A 22,632-nucleotide genomic window follows, 5' to 3' on the forward strand; every position below is an offset into this window, starting at 1 on the left:
TCCATCCCGGCGCGGATCGTGGTTTGCGCGCTGAAAAAGCCTTTGATATACGCTCCGCATTCCCGGCCGAAACCATGCGGGCAAGGCCGTCCAGATCCCCCAGCAACGAGGCACTCTTTCCATGGCGAAGATCAAGGTGGCGAACCCGGTCGTCGAGCTCGACGGCGACGAGATGACCCGCATCATCTGGCAGTTCATCAAGGACAAGCTGATCCACCCCTATCTCGATCTGAAGCTTGAATATTACGACCTTGGCATCGAGCACCGCGACGCCACCAACGATCAGGTGACGATCGACTCGGCCAACGCCATCAAGAAATGGGGCGTCGGCGTGAAATGCGCGACGATCACCCCCGACGAGGCGCGCGTCGAGGAATTCAAGCTGAAGAAGATGTGGAAGTCGCCCAACGGCACCATCCGCAACATTCTTGGCGGCACCATCTTCCGCGAGCCGATCATCATGAAGAACGTGCCGCGCCTGGTGCCGGGCTGGACCAAGCCGATCGTCGTCGGCCGTCACGCCTTCGGCGACCAGTACCGCGCCACCGACTTCCGCTTCCCCGGCAAGGGCAAGCTGACGATCAAGTTCGTCGGCGAGGACGGCCAGGTGATCGACCACGAGGTCTATGACGCGCCGGGCGCCGGCGTGGCCATGGCCATGTACAATCTCGACGAGTCGATCCGCGAGTTCGCCCGCGCCTCGCTGAACTACGGCCTGCTGCGCAACTTCCCGGTCTATCTGTCGACCAAGAACACCATCCTCAAGGCCTATGACGGCCGCTTCAAGGATATCTTCCAGGAGGTCTACGAGAAGGAATTCGAGGCCGAGTTCAAGGCGCGCAAACTCTGGTACGAGCACCGCCTGATCGACGACATGGTCGCTTCGAGCCTGAAATGGTCCGGCGGCTATGTCTGGGCCTGCAAGAACTACGACGGCGACGTGCAGTCCGACACCGTCGCGCAAGGTTTTGGCTCACTCGGCCTAATGACCTCGGTGCTGATGACGCCGGACGGCAAGACGGTGGAAGCGGAGGCCGCGCACGGCACCGTGACCCGCCATTACCGCCAGCATCAGAAGGGCGAGGAAACTTCGACCAATTCGATCGCCTCGATCTTCGCCTGGACGCGCGGCCTCGCCCACCGCGCCAAGCTCGACGACAATGCCGAGTTGAAGCGCTTCGCCGAGACGCTGGAGAAGGTCTGCATCCAAACCGTCGAAAGCGGCTTCATGACCAAGGACCTGTCGCTGCTGATCGGCCCCGACCAGCCGTGGCTCTCCACCACCGGCTTCCTCGACAAGATCGACGAGAATTTGCAGAAGGCAATGGGGTGAGGAGCGGTGCGCGAAGCGCATGAAAAGCCCCAATATGGGCTTTTCAAGCGACGAACGCCCGGAGCTATAGCGTAGGGCCGGGCCGTGTGACAAAGTCCCTTAATGTCGAAGGCTCCGAAAGGAGCCTTCGTTTTTTGTGGGGTAAGCAAAAAGAGCGGAAGCGATGGCCAAGCCGATCCTCTATGGCGCCGACTACAGCGTTTATGTGCGCATCGCGCGGATGACGTTCGAGGAGAAAGGCATCGGCTACGAGCTGGTGCCGCTCGACATCTTCGCCGCCGACGGCATTCCCGCCTGGTATCCGGAACATCACCCGTTTGGCCGCATCCCGGCCTTCGAGCATGACGGCTTTCGCCTGTTCGAGACCGGCGCAATCGCGCGCTATGTCGACGAAGCCTTCGATGGCCTGGCCCTTCAGCCTGCTGATCCGCGCCTTCGGGCGCGGATGAACCAGATCATCGGCATGCTCGATGCCTATGGCTACCGCGCTATGGTCTGGGACGTGGCGGTCGAGCGGCTGGAAAAGGCGCCGCCGGACGAGGCGCTGATCGCCGCCGGGCTCCGCCAGGCTGAAACGGTGTTCAAGGTTTTGACATCGCTCAAGACAAAAGGGCCGTGGCTGCTCGGCGCGCAGCTGACGCTGGCGGACCTGCATGCGGCGCCGATCATCGCCTATTTCCTGAAGGTCGAGGAAGGGCAGAAGCTATTTGCCCGTTTCCCCGATTTGAACGATTGGTGGGATCGTATCGCCAAGCGGGCAAGCTTCTCCAATGGGTGAGCTTTCTCGCCGCGAAGCGTTGACCGTGGCCAGGATAGTCCGGGTCAATCACGCCGGCGAATTTGGAGCGATCAGGATCTATTCGGCGCAAATCCTCGTCGCCCGGCACTTCTCACCCGATTGCGTGCCGCCTTTGTCGGAAATGCTGGGACACGAGCGCCAGCATTGCACCGCTTTCCACGCCGCCATGCCGGGGCGTAAATCGCGCCCGTGCCGTGTGATGCAATTTTGGAGTTGGGGTGGCTGGCTATTGGGCTTCCTAACCGCTTTGCTCGGCCCGCAAGGTATCTGGGCATGCACCGCCGCCGTCGAGGCGACGGTACACAGGCATCTTGACGACCAGCTTCACTATCTGGCCGAGCGTGATCCTGAGCTCCATGCCATCATCCTGTCGATCCGCAAGGAAGAGCTGGCTCATCTCCACCACGCCGAGGAGCAGCTGACTGCGCCAGGTCCGCTGGTGCACCTCCTGCGCTCGACAATCGCTGTCGCCACGGATTGCCTCATCTGGCTGTCCACCTGGGGCGACTCCGTGAAAATGGCGCGCGCTCTGAAAGCGGCAAAGCTTCGTGGCACTTCGATTTAAGCCGCCTCCACCGCCGCCTTCACCGCCGCGATCGCGTCATTGGCCTTGGAGGCATCCGGGCCGCCGGCTTGCGCCATGTCGGGACGGCCGCCGCCGCCCTGCCCGCCAAGCGCGGCGGACGCGACGCGAACGAGATCGACAGCGCTGAAGCGGCCGGTCAAATCGTCGGTGACGCCGACAACCACGCTTGCCTTGTTGTCCTCGCCGGCGCCGACAAAGACGACCACGCCCGAACCGAGCGTCTTCTTGCCGGCATCGGCAAGTGGCTTCAGGTCCTTCGGTGCCACGCCGGAAACCGCTTTGCCGAGGAAACCGACGCCGGCAACCGTCTCGTTGGCAGCCGGGGCATCGGCGACGGCCGAGCCGCCGCCCAGCGCCAGTTTCTTGCGCGCCTCGGTCAGCTCCTTTTCGAGCTTCTTGCGCTCTTCGAGCAGCGCCTCGACACGCGACGGCACATCGGCCGGCGAAATCTTTAGGGTCGCCGCCGCGGCCCTCAGGCGCTTGTCCTGTTCGTCGAGATGCCTGCGTGCCGCCTCGCCGGTCAGCGCCTCGATGCGACGCACGCCGGCCGCCACGGCACTGTCCGACAGGATGCGCACCAGGCCGATATCGCCGGTCGAGCGGACATGCGTGCCGCCGCAAAGCTCGACCGAATAGGGCCGGTTGGCCTTGGCGCCATGCAGGCCGGTGCCCATCGACACGACGCGCACCTCGTCGCCATATTTCTCGCCGAACAGCGCCATGGCGCCCTCGGCGATGGCGTCGTCGACCGACATCAGCCGCGTCGTCACCGGGCTGTTCTGCACGACGATCTCGTTCGCCATGCGCTCGACCTCCTCGAGCTCATCGGCCGAGATCGGCTTGTTGTGGGAGATATCGAAGCGCAGGCGGTCGGGCGCGACCAGCGAGCCCTTCTGCGCGACATGGGTGCCCAACACCTCGCGCAGCGCTTCGTGGATGAGATGCGTCGCCGAATGGTTGGCGCGCAGCTTCGAGCGGCGCGCATGGTCGACTTTGAGCTCGACGGCGGCACCGGTCTTGACCGTGCCTTTGACCACTTTGCCCAGATGCACAAACAGACCGTCGGCCTTCTTCTGGGTATCGGAGACCTCGATCGAGAAGCCCTCGCCGGACATCACGCCGGTGTCGCCCATCTGGCCGCCGGATTCGCCGTAGAACGGCGTCTGGTTGACCACCACGGCGACCGCATCGCCCTGAGAGGCGCTGTCGATCGTCTTGCCATCCTTGACCAGCGCCTGGACGATGCCTTCCGCAGCTTCAGTCTCGTAGCCGAGGAATTCGGTTGCGCCGGTCTTTTCGCGCACCGAGAACCAAATGGTCTCAGTCGCGGCCTCACCTGAGCCCGCCCAGTGCGCACGCGCCTCGGCCTTCTGCCGCTCCATCGCGTCGGTGAAACCGGCGATGTCGACCGAGATGCTGCGCTGGCGCAGCGCATCCTGCGTCAGATCGAGCGGAAAGCCATAGGTGTCGTAAAGTTTGAAGGCCGTCTCACCGTCCAGCATATCGCCGGCCTTGAGCGTCTCGGTCGCGTCCGAAAGCAGGCCGAGGCCGCGCACCAGCGTCTTGCGGAAGCGTGTCTCCTCAAGCTTCAACGTCTCGGTGATCAGCGCCTCGCCGCGCACCAGCTCGGGATAGGCCTGTCCCATCTCGCGCACCAGCGCCGGCACCAGCTGCCACATCAGCGGTTCCTTGGCGCCGAGCAGCTGCGCGTGGCGCATGGCCCGGCGCATGATGCGGCGCAGCACATAGCCTCGCCCCTCATTGGACGGCAGCACACCGTCGGCCACCAGGAAGGAGGATGAGCGCAGGTGATCCGCAATCACGCGATAGGACGCGACGTTCTCCGGATTTGGCCCCTGGCCGAGCGCCGAGGACGCGGCATCGATCAGATGCCTGAACAAGTCGGTCTCGAAGACGCTTTCGACGCCTTGCAGGATGGAGGCCATGCGCTCCAGCCCCATGCCGGTGTCGATCGAGGGCCGCGGCAGGTCGATCCGCTCTTCCTTCGTCACCTGCTCATACTGCATGAACACCAGGTTCCAGAATTCCAGGAACCGGTCGCCATCTTCTTCCGGGCTGCCGGGCGGGCCGCCCCAGATATGCTCGCCGCGATCGATGAAGATCTCCGAGCACGGGCCGCACGGGCCGGTGTCGCCCATCGCCCAGAAATTGTCCGAGGTCGGAATGCGGATGATGCGGTCATCCGAGAAGCCGGCGATCTTCTTCCAGTAAGCCGCCGCCTCATCGTCGGTGTGATAGACGGTGACGAGCAGCTTGTCCTTCTTCAGGCCAAAACCCTTGGTGATCAGGTTCCAGGCAAGCTCGATCGCGCGCTCCTTGAAATAGTCGCCGAACGAGAAATTGCCGAGCATCTCGAAGAAGGTGAGATGGCGGGCGGTGTAGCCGACATTGTCGAGGTCGTTGTGCTTGCCGCCGGCGCGCACGCTCTTCTGCGCAGTAGACGCCCGCGAATAGGGACGCTTCTCCAGGCCGGTGAAAACGTTCTTGAACTGCACCATGCCGGCGTTGGTGAACATCAGCGTCGGATCGTTGCGCGGCACCAGCGGGCTGGAGACGACGATCTCGTGGCCCTCCTTGCGGAAGTAGTCGAGGAATGTCGACCGGATGTCGTTCACGCCACTCATTGCACACTGCCTTTTTCGCAAGAACCACCGGCCCGGCCGGCGGCAAATGGGCTTTGGTATTTCAGAAGATAGATGGGCCTTTTAGCGATAGCTCTTGAGCCTGTCCAGAAACACGGAGTTGGGCCAATCGGCAAGCGGGCAGCGGCTCAACACCGCCCGCGAAACGCAAAACCGCCGGCGCGAAGGCCGGCGGTTCGGGTACGCAGTACTCAAGAACGCGATTACATAAGCATAACCAAATAAACCAGCATTGTGGCCGAACTCCGGCTAAGCCGACGAATTGCCTGAGCCGAACAGGAACCGCTGCGCGATCTTCCTGGACCGGCCCTACATGGCGCCGGCTTCGTCCTCGAAACCGTCGTCGCCGCCTTCGGAGCCGCCATTCTCAAGGAATTTCTCGGCGATCAGCCCGGCATTCTGCCGAAGTGCCATCTCGATCTCGCGCGCCGTGTCGGGATTGTCGCGCAGGAACAGCTTGGCGTTCTCGCGACCCTGGCCGAGACGCTGCGAATTATAGGAGAACCAGGCGCCCGACTTCTCGACCACGCCGGCCTTGACGCCGAGATCGACAAGCTCGCCGGTCTTGGACACGCCCTCGCCATACATGATGTCGAACTCGACCACCTTGAAGGGCGGGGCCAGCTTGTTCTTGACCACCTTGACGCGGGTCTGGTTGCCGACGACCTCGTCGCGGTCCTTGACCGAGCCGATGCGGCGGATGTCGAGGCGCACCGATGCGTAGAATTTCAGCGCATTGCCGCCGGTCGTGGTCTCGGGCGAGCCGAACATGACGCCGATCTTCATGCGGATCTGGTTGATGAAGATGACCATGGTGTTGGAGCGCGAGATCGAGGCGGTCAGCTTGCGCAGCGCCTGGCTCATCAGGCGGGCCTGGAGACCGGGCAACGCGTCGCCCATCTCGCCTTCGATTTCAGCGCGCGGCGTGAGCGCCGCGACCGAATCGACCACCAGCACGTCGATGGCGCCAGAACGGACCAGCGTGTCGCAGATTTCCAGCGCCTGCTCGCCGGTGTCGGGCTGCGAGATCAGGAGGTTCTCGAGGTCGACGCCGAGCTTGCGGGCATAGACCGGATCGAGCGCGTGCTCGGCATCGACGAAGGCGCAGATGCCGCCCTTCTTCTGCGCTTCCGCAACCGTGTGCAGCGCCAGCGTCGTCTTGCCCGAGCTTTCCGGCCCGTAGATCTCGACGATACGGCCGCGCGGCAGCCCGCCGACGCCGAGCGCGATGTCGAGGCCGAGCGAGCCGGTCGGTACGGTTTCGATCTCGACCGCCTGCTCGTTGGCGCCGAGCCGCATGATCGAGCCCTTGCCGAAAGCGCGCTCGATTTGCGACAGCGCCGCGTCCAGAGCCTTTGATTTGTCCACTGCCTTATCCTCTACAAGCCGCAAAGTATTCTGAGCCATGATACATCACCCCTTGGTCGTCAATGAAGGCCGGACAATCCGTGATCCCTGCTGTTTTGTACCTTTTTTGTTCTCATTTGGCAAGGGGCAACAAATATTTGAAAAACAATCAATATCTGGATTTGTTCTATTTTTGTATCACCAGGGCTAGTGCGGAGCACAACCGCTGGTCCAGAAGAGATTTCGATGTCCGGCCGTCCCGAATCGCCATCCCGATTGCAGGGTGACCCGGGGAAACCTAGTGTGCGCAGCCGCACGATCAATGAAAGTCAGCGACCCGAAATGCCGACATCCCCACCTATCCTGGCCCCAACGATCCTGGCTTTGGGCGGCGCCCATATCGACCGGCGCGGCCAGGTCTCGGGCACCTATGTGCCAGCCGCCTCCAATCCCGGCATGATGCGCGAGGATGTCGGCGGCGTCGTTTTCAACGCGCTGCGCAGCGTGGTGAAGCGCGGCGTGTCGGCCTCGCTGATCTCGGTGCGCGGCGGCGACGCGGCGGCGGATACGGTCGCCTCGGCGATCGACAACGCCGGGATAACGGACCTCTCGGTGGTGTTCCTCGACCGCACGACGCCGAGCTACACGGCGCTGATCGACGCCGAGGGCGAATTGATCGTCGGATTGGCCGACATGGCGCTCTACGACCTCGCCTTTCCCAAGCAGATAAGGCGTTCCAAGGTGCGCGAGGCGATCGCCGCGGCCGACGCCATCCTGTGCGACGCTAACCTGCCGACCGCGGCGCTGGAGCGCCTGGTTGCGCTGGCCGGCGGCCGGCCGGTCTTCGCCATCGCCGTCTCGCCAGCCAAGGTCGTCCGCCTGGCGCCTCTGCTCAGTGATCTGTCGCTGCTCTTCATGAACCGCCGCGAAGCCGCCGCGCTGGTTGGCGCCGAAATGTCAGGAGAAGCCCTTGTCGACGCACTCAGGCAGGTCGGCCTGAACGCCGGCGTGATCACGGCCGGCAGCGCTCCGGTGCTGGGCTTCGACGACGCCGGCATCTTCGAAATCGACCCGCCCGCGCCGCGCCGGGTCGCCGACGTGACCGGCGCCGGCGATGCGCTGACCGGCGCGACGGTCGCCGCCCTGCTGCGCGGGCTGCCGCTGCGTGCCGCGCTACGCGAGGGCGCCGCGGCGGCGATGCTCGCCATCGAGAGTCCAGAGGCCGTGCCGTCCCTCACGACCGCCAATTTCACGCAGGCGCTTGCCCTTGTGCCGGAGGCACGGGAGGTGGCATAGGGCCACCGACAATCTACTTCCTCCTTGTCGGAGAACAGCCATGACGCCGGAAACCGCCCGCCCCTTCGTCGATGTCCACCCGCCCGTGGCGGATGCGCTTGCCGCCGGCCGGCCCGTGGTGGCGCTGGAATCGACGATCATCACCCACGGCATGCCCTACCCCGACAATGGCGCCATGGCGGCCAAGGTCGAGCAGATCATCGCCGATGCCGGCGCGGTGCCGGCGACGATCGCCGTGGTCGACGGCCGCATCAAGATCGGCCTCTCGGACGGCGAACGCGAATCGCTTGCCATGACGGGCGACGCCATGAAGCTGTCGCGCGCCGATCTCGGCTTCGCGGTCGCTCAAAAGCGCACCGGCGGCACCACGGTTGCGGCCACGATGATTGCCGCGCACATGGCCGGCATAAAAGTGTTCGCCACCGGCGGCATCGGCGGCGTCCACAAGGGCGCCGAAAAGAGTTTTGATATCTCGGCCGACCTCGACGAGCTGGCGCGCACGCCGGTCATCGTCGTCTCGGCCGGCGCCAAGGCGATCCTCGACATCGAAAAGACGCTGGAAGTGCTGGAGACACGCGGCGTGCCGGTCATCGGCCATGGCAGCGAGACGATGCCGGCCTTCTGGTCGAGGCAGTCACCCTTCCGCGCGCCGCTGACGCTGCAGGCGCCTGGGGACATCGCCCATTTCTACCGCACGCGCCAGGCGCTGGGCCTGGGCGGCGGCATTCTGGTCGCCAATCCCGTGCCGCAGAATGACGAGATCCCGGCCGACGAAATGGCCGGCTATATCGACGCCGCGCAGAAGGCCGCCGAGGCGCAGAATGTCACCGGCAAGGCGGTGACGCCCTTCCTCTTGTCGAAGATCCTCGAACTCACCGGCGGCCGCAGCCTCAAGACCAACATCGCGCTGGTCGAGAACAATGCCCGGCTGGCGGCGGAGATCGCGAAGGCACTGTAAGGGCACACGTCGAAGGCCCCCTCACCCGGATTGCCAAGGCCGAATTGCGAAGAGCAATTCGGGGCAATCCGACCTCTCCCCGAGGGGAGAGGAGCTGCCAGCCCCTGCGCCAACCTCTTCTCCCCAGCTGGGGAGAAGGTGGCCGCGAAGCGGCCGGATGAGGGGGCGGCCTCGACGTGCCCTTCGTAGTGTTCAATAACGGATCAAATCACTTCCCCGCTCGTCTTCCCGCCTCATAAGCACGCCGCGCCCACACGGCCATCTCGTCCGGATCGTCGAACGCCTCGTCGGGCACGCTCCAATAGGGCATCGCCACGTCCTTGCCGTGGCGCGAGCCGGTATAGGTCCACTGGCTGCAGCCGGCGGCCTCGAAATCGGGAATGGTTTCCTCATCCGCCTTGAGCAGCAGTTCGCCGCGCACCACCACCGCGACGATGACGCCGTCGCAATAGATGCCCTTACCGCCGAACAGTTTTCGGATGCTGATCGGGCCCAGGCTTTCGAACAGTTCTTCGAGGCGCGTATTATCCATGGCGCGATGATCTCATCCGCCATCGGCCTTGTCATCGCCGCAACCAAAGGCATGCTGACAGGTTGAGACCTGAAAACGGAGTTCCCGCCATGCCTGTCCTGCTCAAAGGCTCCTGCCGCTGCGGCGCCGTCCGGTTCGAGGTGGATAGCCACACGCCGGTGCCGTTCATGCTCTGCTACTGCTCGATCTGCCGCAAGCAGCAGGGCGGCGGCGGTTTCGCCATCAATCTCGGCGCCGACTACGACACCTTGAAAATCACGGGCAAGCGCAGCCTCGGCGTCTATCGCGCCGAAATCGAGGATGACGAGCATCCGCATTGCGAGGTCTCGACCGGCGAGCGCAATTTCTGTCGCAAATGCGGCTCGGCCCTCTGGCTCTACGACCCGACCTGGCCGGAGCTTGTCCATCCCTTCGCCTCGGCAATCGACACCGACCTGCCGAAGCCACCGGAAAAGGTGCATCTGATGCTGAAATACAAAGCGAACTGGGTCGAGCCGGTGATCGGCAAGAAGGACAAGGTCTTCGAGGTCTATCCAGAGGAATCGATCGCCGACTGGCATAAGCGCACGGGCATGTGGGTCGATTAGCTTTCTTCTCCCCGTTCTACGGGGAGGTGAGGTGTGGTCCGCGAAGCGGACGAAAAGCCAATTGCTTGGCTTTTGGAATGACGAACGCCGGCAGGCTGCGCCAGCCTCTCAAAACTTCGCACCTACCCCTCATCCGGCCCTTCGGGCCACCTTCTCCCCGTAAACGGGGCGAAGGAAGATCAGGCCGACGCGCGCGCCTCAGCCAGCGCCTTGAGGTCGGCCGGCTTCAATTCTACGGATTCGCCGCAGCCGCAGGCCGAGCTCTGGTTCGGGTTCTTGAAGGTAAAGCCGGTGCGCAGCGTCGTCTGCTCGAAATCCATCTCGGTGCCGAACAGGAAGAGCGCGGCTTCCGGCGCGACATAGACATGCGCGCCGTCGCGCTCGATGTGGTCGTCCTTGACGTTCGGCTCGATCACCAGATCGATGGTGTATTCCATGCCCGCGCAACCGCCCTTCTTGATGCCGAGGCGGATGCCATGCGCGTTGTCACGCGTTGCGACGATCTCGCGCACGCGGTCGGCGGCCTTTTCGGTCATCGTGATGACGGCGAAGCGTCCCATATTTTCCTTCTCCATTCCCTGCAGGTTCAAGGCCTGCCGAATGATTCTCACCTAAAATGGTGAAGTTTTACCCGAGGCGCAAGGGTACCGGTCTCAATACCAACCCACCGCGACCTGCGCCTCTTCCGACATGCGGTCGGGCGTCCAGGGCGGATCGAACACCATGTTCACCTCGACACCGGAAACGCCTTCGACGGCGCCGACGGCATTCTCGACCCATCCGGGCATTTCACCGGCCACCGGGCAGCCCGGCGCGGTCAGGGTCATGTCGATCTTGACCGAACGGTCGTCCTCGATGTCGATCTTGTAGACCAGGCCGAGCTCATAGATGTCGGCCGGGATTTCCGGGTCGTAGACCGTCTTCAGCGCGGAAACGATGTCGTCGGTCAGCCGCGCCAGCTCGTCGGCGGGGATCGCCGAGGCCGAAACGACGCTGTTACCCACCGTTTCCGGCACAGTCTCTGCGGTCGCGCTCACATCGTCCATGATCATCACCCGAAGAACTTTCGCGCCTTTTCCAGCGCCTCGGCCAAAGCGTCCACTTCGGCCCTCGTATTATACATGCCGAACGATGCCCTGCATGTGGAGGTGACGCCGAAGCGTTTCAACAGCGGCTGGGCGCAATGCGTGCCCGCGCGGACGGCAACACCTTGCCGGTCGATCACCATCGACACGTCATGCGCATGGATACCCTGCAATTCGAACGAGATGATGGCGCCCTTGCCCGGCGCGTCGCCAAAGATGCGCAGCGAATTAATCGCCCGCAGCCGCTCGTGCGCGTAGGTCTTGAGGTCCGCCTCGTGCCCCGCGATGCGTTTGCGGCCGATTTTTTCCATGTAGTCGAGCGCGGCACCCAGGCCGATCGCCTGTACGATCGGCGGCGTGCCGGCCTCGAAACGGTGCGGCGGATCGTTGTAGGTGACGATATCCTCAGTCACTTCCTCGATCATCTCGCCGCCGCCCATGAAGGGCCGCATCTCTTCCAGCCGATCCTTCTTGCCATAGAGCACGCCGATGCCCGACGGGCCGTAGACCTTGTGGCCGGTGAAGACGAAGAAATCGCAGTCGAGGTCCTGCACGTCGATCGGCATATGGACGGCGCTCTGGCTGCCGTCCACGAGGACAGGAATTCCACGCGCATGCGCGATGCGCACGATCTCCTTGATCGGCGTCACCGTGCCTAGCGCGTTGGACATCTGCGTGATGGCGACCAGTTTCGTGCGCGAGGTCAGCCGCTTTTCGAATTCCTCGATATGGAAGGCGCCGAGATCGTCGACCGGCACCCAGACCAGCTTCGCGCCCTGCCGCTCGCGGATGAAATGCCAAGGCACGATGTTGGAATGGTGCTCCATGATCGACAGCACGATCTCGTCGCCCTCGCCGATCCTCGGCATGCCATAGCCGTAAGCGACCGTGTTGATCGCCGAAGTGGTGTTGGAGGTGAAGACGATGTTGTCGGTGCTCGGCGCATTGAGAAAACGCTGCACGGACTTGCGCGCGTTCTCATAGGCGTCGGTCGCGGCGTTGGACAGGAAATGCAGGCCGCGATGGACGTTGGCGTATTCTTGGCTATAGGCATGCTGGATCGTATCGAGCACCACCTGCGGCTTCTGCGCCGAGGCGCCGTTGTCGAGATAGACCAGCTTCTTGCCATAGACTTCTCGCGACAGGATCGGGAAGTCGCGGCGGATCGCCTCGACGTCGTAGGGGGTGGTTTCGATCTTCTGGTCCATCACAAGCTCTTCCGAGGCACCGCCTCACTCTGTCACGCACCCCTCATCCGGCCCTTCGGGCCACCTTCTCCCCGTGAACGGGGAGAAGGCTAGGCGTTAGCCATGCGTCGAAAACCAGCCGTCGAGCCGCTCTTCCAGCGCTTCGACGAGTGCCTCGTCGTCAAGTTCCTCGATCACTTCGGCCACGAACGCCTTCACCAGAAGGCCCCGCGCCGACTTTTCGTCGATACCGCGCGCCATCAGGTAGAACAGATGGTTATGGTCGATCTCGGTGACCGTCGCGCCGTGGCCGCAGACCACGTCGTCGGCGAAGATCTCCAGCTCCGGCTTGGTCGAGAACTCGCCGTCATCCGACAGAAGCAGCGTGTTGCAGGCCATCTTGGCATTGGTTTTCTGCGCATATTGATGCACGTTGATGCGGCCCTGGAAGACGCCGCGCGCCTTGCCGGTCACCACATTGCGGATCACTTCCGTAGACGTCGTGTGCGGCACGGCATGGTCGAGCACCATGGTGGTGTCGGTATGCGTGTCGCCGGCAAGAAGGTTGATGCCGCGCAGTTTGAAATCGGCGCCCTCGCCCGTCGTCCTGACGACGACCTCCTGGCGAACGAGCCTGCCGCCGGCATTCATCACGAACAGCGTCAGCTTGGCATCCTTGCCGATATGCGCCTTGAACTGGGCGAGATGCGTGGCTGTATCCGGCTGCTCCTGCACGATCAGCCAGGTCACTTCCGCGCCGTCACCGACCACGAGCTGGCTGACCGACGAGACCAGCGCCTCGTCGCCCTCGCCCGTCTGGCGCTCGACGATGACCGCCTTGGCGCCGGCCCCGACACGCGCCAACAGCCGCACATGCGACTGGCCGCCAGCCTGCAGGTTCTGCAATTCGATCGGCTTTTCCAGCTCGGCACCGTCGGCGATATCGACGAAATAGCCGTCGGCGACGAAGGCGGTGTTGAGAGCGCCGATCGCATCGTCGTCGCCATAGGGATCGAGTCCCGGCGCGACGCTGCCGTCGGTCAGCTTTTCCGACAGGCGCTGCACCGTGACGCCGTCGATCTCCGGCAGCTTCGCCTGCGAAACTCCGTTCAGCACAGGCAGCACGGCCGACCCTTCAAGAACCGGCGCAAGTGCCTTGGCCACGGCGTCGGCCTCGAAGGCCGGCACGTTGGTCAGCAACCGCCGCAGGTCCGTGTAATGCCAGGATTCGACGCGCCGCGTCGGCAGGCCGTGCTTGATCGCCTCGATCGCGTCGTCGCGCTTGACCATCACGGCGCCGTCGCCGGGCAGTTGCGACAGCCGCTCGCCAAAGGCGTCGATCAGCGCCATCTCGGCCAAGGTCCGCTGGGGCTGTGCATGCATGTTCATGACTTTCGCCTCGACCGCTCCCATCTTACGCGGCTTCGCCTATCACACCGGCATAGCCGTTGGCCTCGAGATCGAGCGCCAGCGACTTGTCGCCCGACTTGATGACCTGGCCCTTGTAGAGCACGTGCACCGAATCCGGCACGATGTGCTCGAGCAGGCGCTGGTAGTGGGTGATGACGACGATGGCGCGCTCCGGCGAACGCAGCGCATTGACGCCATCGGACACGATCTTCAGCGCGTCGATGTCGAGGCCGGAATCGGTCTCGTCGAGCACGCAGAGTTTTGGCTCCAGCAGCTTCATCTGCAGGATCTCGGCGCGCTTCTTTTCCCCGCCGGAGAAGCCGACATTGAGCGGCCGCTTCAGCATGTTCATGTCCATGCTGAGCGAAGCCGCGGCTTCCTTCACGCGCTTGAGGAACTCCGGCACCTTGAGCGGCTCCTCGCCGCGCGCCTTGCGCTGCTCGTTCATCGCCACTTTCAGGAATTCCATGGTCGCCACGCCCGGTATCTCCATCGGATACTGGAAAGCGAGGAAGATGCCGGCGGTGGCGCGTTCGGCCGGGTCCATTTCGAGGATCGACTGGCCGTTATAGAGGATGTCGCCCTCGGTGACCTCATAGTCCTCGCGGCCGGCGAGGATATAGGACAACGTCGACTTGCCCGAGCCGTTCGGACCCATGATGGCGGCGACCTCGCCGGCTTTCACCGTCAGGTTCAGGCCGCGGATGATCTCGGTGCCGTCATCGACGATGCGCGCATGCAAATTCCTGATCTCAAGCATAGTTTCTTCCTGAATAACTTTTGCGGTCAGCCGACCGAACCCTCGAGGCTGATGCCGATCAGCTTCTGCGCCTCGACGGCGAACTCCATCGGCAGCTGCTGGATGACATCCTTGACGAAGCCGTTGACGATCAGCGCGATCGCTTCCTCTTCGGGGATGCCGCGCTGCATGACGTAGAACTTCTGGTCCTCGGAAATCTTCGACGTCGTCGCCTCGTGCTCGAACTTCGCCGTCGCGTTCTTGGCTTCCATGTAAGGCACGGTGTGCGCGCCGCACTGGTCGCCGATCAAAAGCGAGTCGCAATTGGTGAAGTTGCGCGCGTTGGCCGCCTTGCGGTGCGCCGAGACCTGGCCGCGATAGGTGTTCTGCGAGAAGCCGGCGGCGATGCCCTTGGAGATGATGCGGCTCGACGTGTTCTTGCCGAGATGGATCATCTTGGTGCCGCTATCGACCTGCTGATAGCCGTTCGACACCGCGATCGAATAGAACTCGCCCGAGGAATCGTCGCCGCGCAGGATGCAGCTCGGATATTTCCAGGTGATGGCCGAACCCGTCTCGACCTGCGTCCACGAGATCTTCGAGCGGTCGCCGCGGCAGTCGCCGCGCTTGGTGACGAAATTGTAGATGCCGCCCTTGCCCTCGGCGTCGCCGGGATACCAGTTTTGCACCGTTGAATATTTGATCTCGGCATCGTCGAGCGCGATCAACTCGACCACCGCCGCGTGCAGCTGGTTCTCGTCGCGCTGCGGCGCCGTGCAGCCTTCGAGATAGGAGACGTAAGCCCCCTCCTCGGCGATGATCAGCGTGCGCTCGAACTGGCCGGTGTTCTTCTCGTTGATGCGGAAATAGGTCGACAATTCCATCGGGCAGCGCACGCCCTTCGGCACGAAGACGAAGGAACCGTCGGTGAACACGGCCGAGTTCAACGTCGCGTAAAAATTGTCCGAGGTCGGCACCACGGAGCCGAGATATTTCTTGACCAGTTCCGAATGCTCGCGGATCGCTTCCGAGATCGAGCAGAAGATGACGCCCGCCTTGGCGAGCTCTTCCTTGAAGGTGGTGACCACGGAAACCGAATCGAACACGGCGTCGACCGCGACGCGGCCGGACTTGTAGACGTTGTCGCCTATCTCCGCTTCCTCGTCCACCGCCGCGAGCTTCTGCACGCCGGCCAGGATTTCCTGCTCCTTGAGCGGAATGCCGAGCTTTTCATAGACCTTGAGCAGTTCAGGGTCGACTTCTCTCAGCGACTTCGGCCCCGGCGTGCTCTTCGGCGCGGCGTAGTAATAAATGTCCTGGAAGTCGATCTTCGGATAGTGGACGCGCGCCCAGGTCGGCTCTTCCAGCGTCAGCCAGCGGCGATAGGCCCCCAGACGCCATTCCAGCATCCAGTCCGGCTCATCCTTCTTGGCCGAGATGAAGCGAATGATGTCCTCGCTCAGGCCCTTCGGGGCCTTGTCCATCTCGATCTCTGTCTGGAATCCGTATTTATACTGGTCGACGTCGATCTTTCGGACTCGATCGATCGTCTCCTGCACAGCAGGCATAAGCGTTCTCCATCCACGCCGGGGTCAAGGCCCGGCAGTTTTCAAACTATGGCACCGCTGTGATCGCATCCCGGCAGGGGTGCGCAGCGGAGTAAGCTCCATATAGTGCGTATCCGCCGGAAATTCACCCGGCCAGGACAAAACGCACCACTCTACCAGGCCGCAGGGCCTGAATTCGTCTTCGCCGCCGTCAGGCGGCTTCTTCCTTACCCGCCCGGCGCGCGACGATGCCCGCCAGCGCGGCCCGGAAGGCCTCTATCTCCTCGGCGCCGGTCGCGCGGCCGATCGACACGCGCAAGGCGCCCAAGCTGTCGCCATGGCCCATGGCCTTCAGCACATGGCTTGGCCCGACCTTTCCCGATGAGCAGGCCGAGCCCGCCGACAGCGCGACGCCGGCAAGATCGAAAGCGATCTGCGCCGTCTCGGCCTTGACGCCGGGAATAGCGAAGAATGTCGTGTTGGCAAGCCTCTGAGCGCCATTTCCGAAGATTTCCGCGTCCGGCGCCAGTTCGGTCACGATGGCTTCGACCTCGTCGCGCCGGCGCGCGATGGCGTCCATATTGCCGAGGCCGGCAAGCGCTGCCCGCGCGGCGGCGCCGAAACCGGCGATCCCGGCAACGTTTTCCGTCCCGGCGCGATGGCCCTTCTCCTGGCCGCCGCCATTGACCAGCGGCCGCGGCATCATCAGGTCGGACGCGGCGACGATCGCGCCGACGCCCTTGGGACCGCCGATCTTGTGCGAGGACAGGATCAGGTAATCGGCATAAGGAACTGACATATTGAGCGGAATCCGCCCGGCGGCCTGCACGGCGTCGACGACCAGCACCCCGCCGGCGGCCTTGACGATCTCGGCAATGCGACCGACCGGCTGGACAACGCCGGTCTCATTGTTGGCGGCGTGGATCGCCACCAGCGGCAGGCCAGCCGCCTTGTCATGCTGAGCAAGCGCAGCAGCAAGCGCCTCGATATCGGCGATGCCGTTGCTGTCAACGCCGATCCTCGTCACCTGCGCCGGCGCGAAGCGCCCGCCATTGAGGATGCAGGGATGGTCGGCCGCCGAAACGTAGAGATGGCTCATGCGGATGGCGCCGCGCCCCATCTGCCAGTCCGGCGTAAGCAGCGTCGAGGCGGCTTCGGTGGCGCCGGAGGTGAACACGACATGCTCGGACCTGGCGTTGACCAGCCGCGCCACGTCGCGGCGCGCGTCCTCGACCAGCCGGCGCGCGGCGCGGCCCTCGGTGTGAACCGATGACGGGTTGGCGGCATCGAGCGCGGCGACCATCGCCGCCCGCGCTTCCGCAAGGAGCGGCGCGCTGGCGTTGTAGTCGAGATAGGCGCGGGTTGCGGCCATTTTCGCTCAGTTCGTCCTTCCGCCAACTATCCCGCGAGGATAGCGCGTTATTTCCTTGAAATTGCAAGGCAAGCCGTCCTATTTACCCGGCTTGCGGCGCGGGCGGCCGGACCATCGGGTTTCGGCCTCCCAGTTTTGAACAATTCTAAACTAGCTTCTAGGAAGACGCTCGCCCGGCGTCAAGGCCACAGAAGGTTTGGGGCCGCAGGACAGTTAGGGCCGAAAGAGTTCCGGGCTAGCGCATTCATATGCCACGTGGAGTATTTTATGCCTGAGGTCATTTTCGCCGGTCCGGCTGGTCGCCTGGAGGGACGCTACCAGCCCTCGAAGGAAAAGAGCGCCCCGATCGCCATCGTGCTGCATCCGCACCCGCAATTCGGCGGCACGATGAACAACAAGATCGTCTACGACCTCTTCTACATGTTCCAAAAGCGCGATTTCACTGTGCTGCGCTTCAATTTCCGCGGTATCGGCCGCAGCCAGGGCGAGTTCGACCACGGCACCGGTGAATTGTCGGACGCGGCCGCGGCGCTCGACTGGGTGCAGTCCCTGCATCCGGATTCGAAAAGCTGCTGGGTCGCCGGCTATTCCTTCGGCTCGTGGATCGGCATGCAGCTTCTGATGCGCCGGCCGGAGATCGAGGGCTTCATCTCGGTGGCGCCGCAGCCCAACACCTATGATTTCTCCTTCCTGGCGCCTTGCCCGTCATCCGGCCTGATCATCCATGGGGATGCCGACAAGGTGGCGCCGCCCAAGGACGTGCAGGGGCTTGTCGACAAGCTGCACACCCAAAAGGGCATCACCATCACCCAGAAGACGCTGCCCGGCGCCAACCATTTCTTCGCCAATGACGCCGAGTTGCTGATCCACGAATGCGCTGACTATCTCGACCGGCGCCTCGCCGGCGAGCTCGCGGATCCTCGGCCGAAGCGGCTGCGCTAAGCCCGAAGAGTGCCAGCCCGGGTCCCTTATGGGGCCTGGGTTCGGTCGGCGCCGATCCCGCTGGCGTCGACCGAGCCGGCCATCGAAGTCCTGCCTCTCGGCGCGCGGGAGGGTGCCAGCCGGAATGTCCGTTTGCGCACCGGCAGCTTCGCGCTTGTCTGGCCGAAGATGAAACCGAGCCGGGCGAACACCAGCCCCGAGGCAACAGCAAACGCCAGCCCTAGGCCGAAGCCCGCAACCGTATCGCTTGGATAATGCGCGCCGACGAAGACGCGTGTCGAGGCAATGCAGGCGGTGACCGCCAGCGCGATATACCAGCGGCGTGGGAACAAAAGCAGCAGGATGCCGAACACCGCGCCCATCGTCGTGGCGTGACCGGACGGAAAGCCGGCGAAGCGCGCGTCCATGGCGAAAGGATGCAGCGACAGGACGCCGAAGCTGTCGAAATAAAGCGGCCGGGCCCGGCCGATGCCGTATTTCAACAGGTTGACCGCGAGGCCAGAAAGGCCGACGGCGCAGAGCACCAGGAAGGCGAAGCACGTCCAGTTGTAGACCAGCATTCGGCCTTGCCGGGAAAGGCCGCGCCAATCCGTCAGATTGGCGGCGACGAGGCAGAGCGCTGACGGAATGAGGTACCACCCGCCGAGGCCGAACTGCGTGAAGAAATCGGTGAAGCGCACGAAGCCGGGTGACCATTCGCCGCGCATTTCGCCTGCGCCGGCGTCGAGGCGCAGGAAGGTCGCAATGATGAGCAGCACCCAGGCTATGAGCCAGACGCTCCATAGGATTCGCGGATAGCGCGCCGGCCGCACGGCAAAGCGTCGCATCACGATCGACATCGTGTCGCGGAAATTGCCGAGCGAGCGGCGGTAAAGGGCAAAGGGCGCGGCGGACATGGCTTTGGCGCGAGTCTATAGGGGCATTCGATGCCCGAGGCTATTCATCACGGCGCCACCCGGTAAAGCCCGAGCGCAAGCTTGTCTCCTGACGAATAGTTGATGCCGTCGATCTCGGTCAGCCGCTTGGCCGACTTGCCCTGGGCGGTCAGCACATCGGCAAGCTTCTGCTCGTCCTTGATCGGCGCCAGGCCGAGCGCGCAGGACGGATCGTCGAGCAGATGCCGCGCCACGCCCTCGACGTCGGTGAGCACGGTCTTGGTGCCGACCAGGAAGACCAGGCTCGGCTCCTGGAATTTCGCCGAGGCGAGCACGGTGGTCTCGCAAAGGCGGTTGGCGTCGACCGCGGTCTTGATCGCGGGGCTAAGCCAGATCGGCTTCAGCGACGGCGCGATGACGCCGAACAGCAGGCTGAAGGTGATCCCGGCGCCGACGGCGATCGCGGCGATGCGTGGAAGCGGCACCTGCAATTGCCGCGGGAAGGCAAGATAGCCGGTGACAAGAGCGGCGATCGCCGCCGGTATGCTCCACCAGGCGAAGGTCTTGGCGAGATAGAGCGGCGCGCCGACGCAGACCACGGCGAGGCCGATCGCCACCACGGCAAGGCCGAAGGCGGTCGCCCACCACAGCCATGTCTGCCAGCGCTTCAACGGCGCGTTGGCCTGGTCCGCCGGCAAGGTGAGCAGCCAGCCGATCAAAAGCGCCATGCCTGGATAGGCCGGCATCACATAATGCGGCAGCTTGGTCGGGATCGCCTCGAACACCAGCCAGAACGGGATGTACCAGGCCAGGCAGAAGCGCAGGCGCGGATCGTCCCAGAACCGGTTGATCGCCTGCAGCCCGGCGCCGACCGCGATCAGCCCGAACGGCCACATGAACAGCGAGTAGGTGAGCATATAGAAGCCGGGCGGCAGGCCGTGCGATTCCTCGCCCTGCGCCACCTTGTTCAGCATGTCCTTGCCGACCGCCTCCTGGAAGAAGGCGCCGCCGCTCTTCCAGGTGATGAGGATCAGCCATGGCAGCACGATCACGAGCACGATCAGGACGCCGCGCACCAGCTTCATCTTCAGCAGCCAGCGCCAGTCGCGGTCGAAGGCAATAAGCGCCGCGGCCGTGAGCAGCGACAAGAGCGGCGAGACCGGACCCTTGATCAGGATGCCCAACCCTTGCGCGATCCAGAATATCCACGGCAGATGCCCGGGTACCGGCTCGTTGCGCTTGGCCGCCATATAGACCTGGGCCAACGCGCCCTGCGCGATCACGCAGCAGGCGAGAAGCATCGCGTCGGTCTTGGCGTCGCGTCCCTCGAAGGCGGTGGCGAAGATCGCCGCCATCATCAGGCCGGCGGCGAGCCCGGCATTGGCGCCGAAGAGCTTTGTCCCGGTCCAGCCGATGCCGACGACCGCAATCGCGATGCCCAGCATCGAGACCAGGCGATAGACCCAGATCGGCGCCGCCGCCCCCTCGCCGCTCAGCGCCACCGCCGCCGACTGCAGCCAATAGATGCCGATCGGCTTCTTGTAGCGCGTGACGTCCTGCAGGCGTATGTCGACATAGTCACCCGTCTCGACCATCTGCTTGGTCGCCTGGACGAAGCGGGACTCGTCGCGGTCCACCGGCGGCAGGCTGGCCAGCCCGCTGACGGTCATGACAATGCTGAACAGAAAGAGGAGAATGTAGTTCCTGTTCATCGCGGGAGCTCGTCCGATTTGAAACTGCGGGATGGTCCCGTCGCGGCGCATAGGCGCCTGCCTTTGCGCGGCGCCTCATTACGACAGCAAAATGGACGAAGCAAGGACGCCTGGCCGCCGCGTCCGATCGGACGCAAAACCGGAAACCACTTTTGCTGATCGCTGGGTTGCCCAGTTGAAGCGCGATCGGACGCAAAACCGGAAACCACTTTTGCTGATCGCTGGGTTGCCCAGTTGAAGCGCGATCGGACGCAAAACCGGAAACCACTTTTGCTGATCGCGCTTGGATGCTAAACGCGCGCCTTCATATCAAGCATGGCCAAGTGCCCGGCGACCTCCAGGAAGAACAAATGTCCGCCTTCAAATCCGATTTCCTGCGCATCATGAGCGAGCGCGGCTTCATCCACCAGATTTCGGATGAATCCGCCCTCGACCAGCTTTTCGCCAAGGAAACGGTGAGCGCCTATATCGGCTTCGACGCCACCGCCCGGAGTCTGCATGCCGGATCGTTGATCCAGATCATGATGCTGCACTGGCTGCAACAGACGGGCCATCGGCCGATCGCGCTGATGGGCGGCGGCACCTCGATGATCGGCGACCCGTCCTTCAAGGACGAGGCCCGCAAGCTGCTCACCCCACAGGACATCGAGGACAATCTCGTCGGCATCCGCCGCAATTTCGCGCCTTACCTGAAGTTCGGCAGCGGCCCCGGCGACGCGGTCATGGTCAACAACGCCGACTGGCTGATGGAGATCAACTACGTCAATTTCCTGCGCGACGTCGGCCGGCACTTCTCCGTCAACCGCATGCTCGCCTTCGACAGCGTGAAGCTCAGGCTCGACCGCGAGCAGTCGCTGTCCTTCCTTGAGTTCAACTACATGATCCTGCAGGCCTACGACTTCGTCGAGCTCTACAAGCGCGTCGGCTGCCGGCTGCAGATGGGCGGCTCGGACCAGTGGGGCAACATCGTCAACGGCATCGACCTCGGCCACCGCATGGAGGGCGTACAGCTCTTCGCCATGACCACGCCGCTGCTCACCACCTCGTCCGGCGCCAAGATGGGCAAGTCGGCCTCGGGCGCAGTCTGGCTCGACGGCGACATGCTGAGCCCCTACGAATTCTGGCAGTACTGGCGCAACACCGAGGACGCCGATGTCGGCCGCTTCTTGAAGCTTTACACCACGCTGCCGCTGGAGGAGGTGGCGCGGCTGGAAAAGCTCGGCGGCTCGGAAATCAATGAGGCGAAGAAAATCCTCGCCACCGAGATCACGGCCATGCTGCACGGCCGCGAGGCGGCCGAAATGGCAAGCGAGACAGCGCGCAAGACCTTCGAGGAAGGCGCGCTCGCCGACACGCTGCCCAGCGTCGAAGTCGCCAAATCGGACCTCGAAGCCGGGATCGGCATCCTGGCGCTGTTCGTAACAGCCGGGCTGGCCGGCTCGAACGGCGAAGCGCGCCGGCATATCCAGGGCGGCGCGGTGCGCATCAACGATCAGCCCTTGACCGACGACCGGCGCATCGTCACGTCCCTGGACCTCGGCCCGGAAGGCGTGGTGAAGCTCTCGCTCGGCAAGAAGAAACACGTGCTGGTGCGGCCGATCTGATCGACCGCGCCCTCTCGATCGCCGTCCTTCCCGAACCGGAGACCGCTTTTCGGGATCG

The 22,632-nt window shown here is 63.8% G+C and carries 20 protein-coding genes; 8 read left to right on the plus strand and 12 right to left on the minus strand.

Annotated elements, in window-relative coordinates; genetic code table 11:
- Positions 1-121 precede the first annotated feature (121 nt).
- The 3 genes from EJ068_RS00925 to EJ068_RS00935 all read left to right on the plus strand — a co-directional run bounded on the left by EJ068_RS00925 (position 122) and on the right by EJ068_RS00935 (position 2,697).
- Positions 122-1,333, plus strand: a complete 1,212-nt coding sequence (locus EJ068_RS00925) for an NADP-dependent isocitrate dehydrogenase (protein WP_127250873.1) — start codon at positions 122-124, stop codon at positions 1,331-1,333.
- Positions 1,334-1,496: 163 nt separating this feature from the next.
- The gene (locus EJ068_RS00930; RefSeq protein WP_127250872.1) at positions 1,497-2,111 is read left to right on the plus strand and encodes a glutathione S-transferase family protein; all 615 of its coding nucleotides are present in this window, start codon (positions 1,497-1,499) and stop codon (positions 2,109-2,111) included.
- Positions 2,104-2,697 (plus strand): demethoxyubiquinone hydroxylase family protein, encoded by a 594-nt coding sequence (locus EJ068_RS00935; RefSeq protein WP_127250871.1) that lies wholly within the window; start codon positions 2,104-2,106, stop codon positions 2,695-2,697. Before EJ068_RS00930 ends, EJ068_RS00935 begins: the two co-directional genes overlap by 8 nt.
- On the opposite strand, the gene alaS is transcribed toward EJ068_RS00935, so the two are convergent.
- Together alaS and recA are read right to left on the minus strand one after the other, a co-directional pair.
- Positions 2,694-5,363, minus strand: coding sequence for an alanine--tRNA ligase (gene alaS, locus EJ068_RS00940; RefSeq protein WP_127386016.1), 2,670 nt, complete (start codon positions 5,361-5,363; stop codon positions 2,694-2,696). The genes EJ068_RS00935 and alaS overlap by 4 nt on opposite strands.
- A gap of 327 nt (positions 5,364-5,690) precedes the next feature.
- Positions 5,691-6,788, minus strand: a complete 1,098-nt coding sequence (recA, locus tag EJ068_RS00945) for a recombinase RecA (protein WP_040981289.1) — start codon at positions 6,786-6,788, stop codon at positions 5,691-5,693.
- Positions 6,789-7,070: 282 nt separating this feature from the next.
- Here recA and EJ068_RS00950 point away from each other — a divergent pair, with 282 nt between their 5' ends.
- Together EJ068_RS00950 and EJ068_RS00955 are read left to right on the plus strand one after the other, a co-directional pair.
- On the plus strand, positions 7,071-8,024 hold the full coding sequence (locus EJ068_RS00950) for a carbohydrate kinase family protein (RefSeq protein WP_127250870.1): 954 nt from the start codon (positions 7,071-7,073) through the stop codon (positions 8,022-8,024).
- Between the two features lie 40 nt (positions 8,025-8,064).
- On the plus strand, positions 8,065-8,982 hold the full coding sequence (locus EJ068_RS00955) for a pseudouridine-5'-phosphate glycosidase (protein WP_127250869.1): 918 nt from the start codon (positions 8,065-8,067) through the stop codon (positions 8,980-8,982).
- Positions 8,983-9,190: 208 nt separating this feature from the next.
- Here EJ068_RS00955 and EJ068_RS00960 read toward each other — a convergent pair whose 3' ends face one another.
- On the minus strand, positions 9,191-9,514 hold the full coding sequence (locus EJ068_RS00960; RefSeq protein WP_127250868.1) for a TfoX/Sxy family protein: 324 nt from the start codon (positions 9,512-9,514) through the stop codon (positions 9,191-9,193).
- A gap of 89 nt (positions 9,515-9,603) precedes the next feature.
- Here EJ068_RS00960 and EJ068_RS00965 point away from each other — a divergent pair, with 89 nt between their 5' ends.
- Positions 9,604-10,101, plus strand: a complete 498-nt coding sequence (locus tag EJ068_RS00965; RefSeq protein WP_126082471.1) for a GFA family protein — start codon at positions 9,604-9,606, stop codon at positions 10,099-10,101.
- Between the two features lie 179 nt (positions 10,102-10,280).
- On the opposite strand, the gene sufA is transcribed toward EJ068_RS00965, so the two are convergent.
- The 7 genes from sufA to EJ068_RS01000 all read right to left on the minus strand — a co-directional run bounded on the left by sufA (position 10,281) and on the right by EJ068_RS01000 (position 17,441).
- Positions 10,281-10,661, minus strand: coding sequence for a Fe-S cluster assembly scaffold SufA (gene sufA, locus EJ068_RS00970; RefSeq protein WP_127250867.1), 381 nt, complete (start codon positions 10,659-10,661; stop codon positions 10,281-10,283).
- A gap of 93 nt (positions 10,662-10,754) precedes the next feature.
- Entirely contained in the window at positions 10,755-11,147 is a 393-nt protein-coding gene (locus EJ068_RS00975; RefSeq protein WP_127250866.1) for an SUF system Fe-S cluster assembly protein, read from the minus strand.
- A gap of 5 nt (positions 11,148-11,152) precedes the next feature.
- Entirely contained in the window at positions 11,153-12,394 is a 1,242-nt protein-coding gene (locus EJ068_RS00980; RefSeq protein ID WP_127250865.1) for a cysteine desulfurase, read from the minus strand.
- A 96-nt stretch (positions 12,395-12,490) separates the two neighbouring features.
- On the minus strand, positions 12,491-13,762 hold the full coding sequence (sufD, locus tag EJ068_RS00985; RefSeq protein WP_127250864.1) for a Fe-S cluster assembly protein SufD: 1,272 nt from the start codon (positions 13,760-13,762) through the stop codon (positions 12,491-12,493).
- Between the two features lie 25 nt (positions 13,763-13,787).
- Positions 13,788-14,543 carry a Fe-S cluster assembly ATPase SufC gene (sufC, locus tag EJ068_RS00990; protein WP_127250863.1) on the minus strand — a complete coding sequence of 252 codons (756 nt, stop codon included), beginning with the start codon at positions 14,541-14,543 and terminating at the stop codon, positions 13,788-13,790.
- 26 nt (positions 14,544-14,569) lie between these two features.
- On the minus strand, positions 14,570-16,090 hold the full coding sequence (sufB, locus tag EJ068_RS00995) for a Fe-S cluster assembly protein SufB (RefSeq protein WP_127250862.1): 1,521 nt from the start codon (positions 16,088-16,090) through the stop codon (positions 14,570-14,572).
- A 190-nt stretch (positions 16,091-16,280) separates the two neighbouring features.
- Positions 16,281-17,441 carry a cysteine desulfurase family protein gene (locus tag EJ068_RS01000; RefSeq protein ID WP_127250861.1) on the minus strand — a complete coding sequence of 387 codons (1,161 nt, stop codon included), beginning with the start codon at positions 17,439-17,441 and terminating at the stop codon, positions 16,281-16,283.
- Between the two features lie 267 nt (positions 17,442-17,708).
- On the opposite strand from EJ068_RS01000, the gene EJ068_RS01005 reads away from it, so the two are divergent.
- Positions 17,709-18,383: an alpha/beta hydrolase gene (locus EJ068_RS01005; protein WP_095818525.1), complete on the plus strand. Its 675-nt coding sequence runs from the start codon at positions 17,709-17,711 to the stop codon at positions 18,381-18,383.
- A 26-nt stretch (positions 18,384-18,409) separates the two neighbouring features.
- Here EJ068_RS01005 and EJ068_RS01010 read toward each other — a convergent pair whose 3' ends face one another.
- Positions 18,410-19,279: a phosphatase PAP2 family protein gene (locus EJ068_RS01010; protein WP_127250860.1), complete on the minus strand. Its 870-nt coding sequence runs from the start codon at positions 19,277-19,279 to the stop codon at positions 18,410-18,412.
- A 47-nt stretch (positions 19,280-19,326) separates the two neighbouring features.
- Positions 19,327-20,970 carry a glycosyltransferase family 39 protein gene (locus tag EJ068_RS01015; RefSeq protein WP_127250859.1) on the minus strand — a complete coding sequence of 548 codons (1,644 nt, stop codon included), beginning with the start codon at positions 20,968-20,970 and terminating at the stop codon, positions 19,327-19,329.
- 350 nt (positions 20,971-21,320) lie between these two features.
- On the opposite strand from EJ068_RS01015, the gene tyrS reads away from it, so the two are divergent.
- On the plus strand, positions 21,321-22,574 hold the full coding sequence (gene tyrS / locus EJ068_RS01020) for a tyrosine--tRNA ligase (protein ID WP_127253597.1): 1,254 nt from the start codon (positions 21,321-21,323) through the stop codon (positions 22,572-22,574).
- The last annotated feature ends 58 nt before the right edge of the window (positions 22,575-22,632 follow it).

Origin of the sequence: Mesorhizobium sp. M2A.F.Ca.ET.043.02.1.1, from assembly GCF_003952405.1 — a bacterium.
GTDB lineage: Bacteria > Pseudomonadota > Alphaproteobacteria > Rhizobiales > Rhizobiaceae > Mesorhizobium.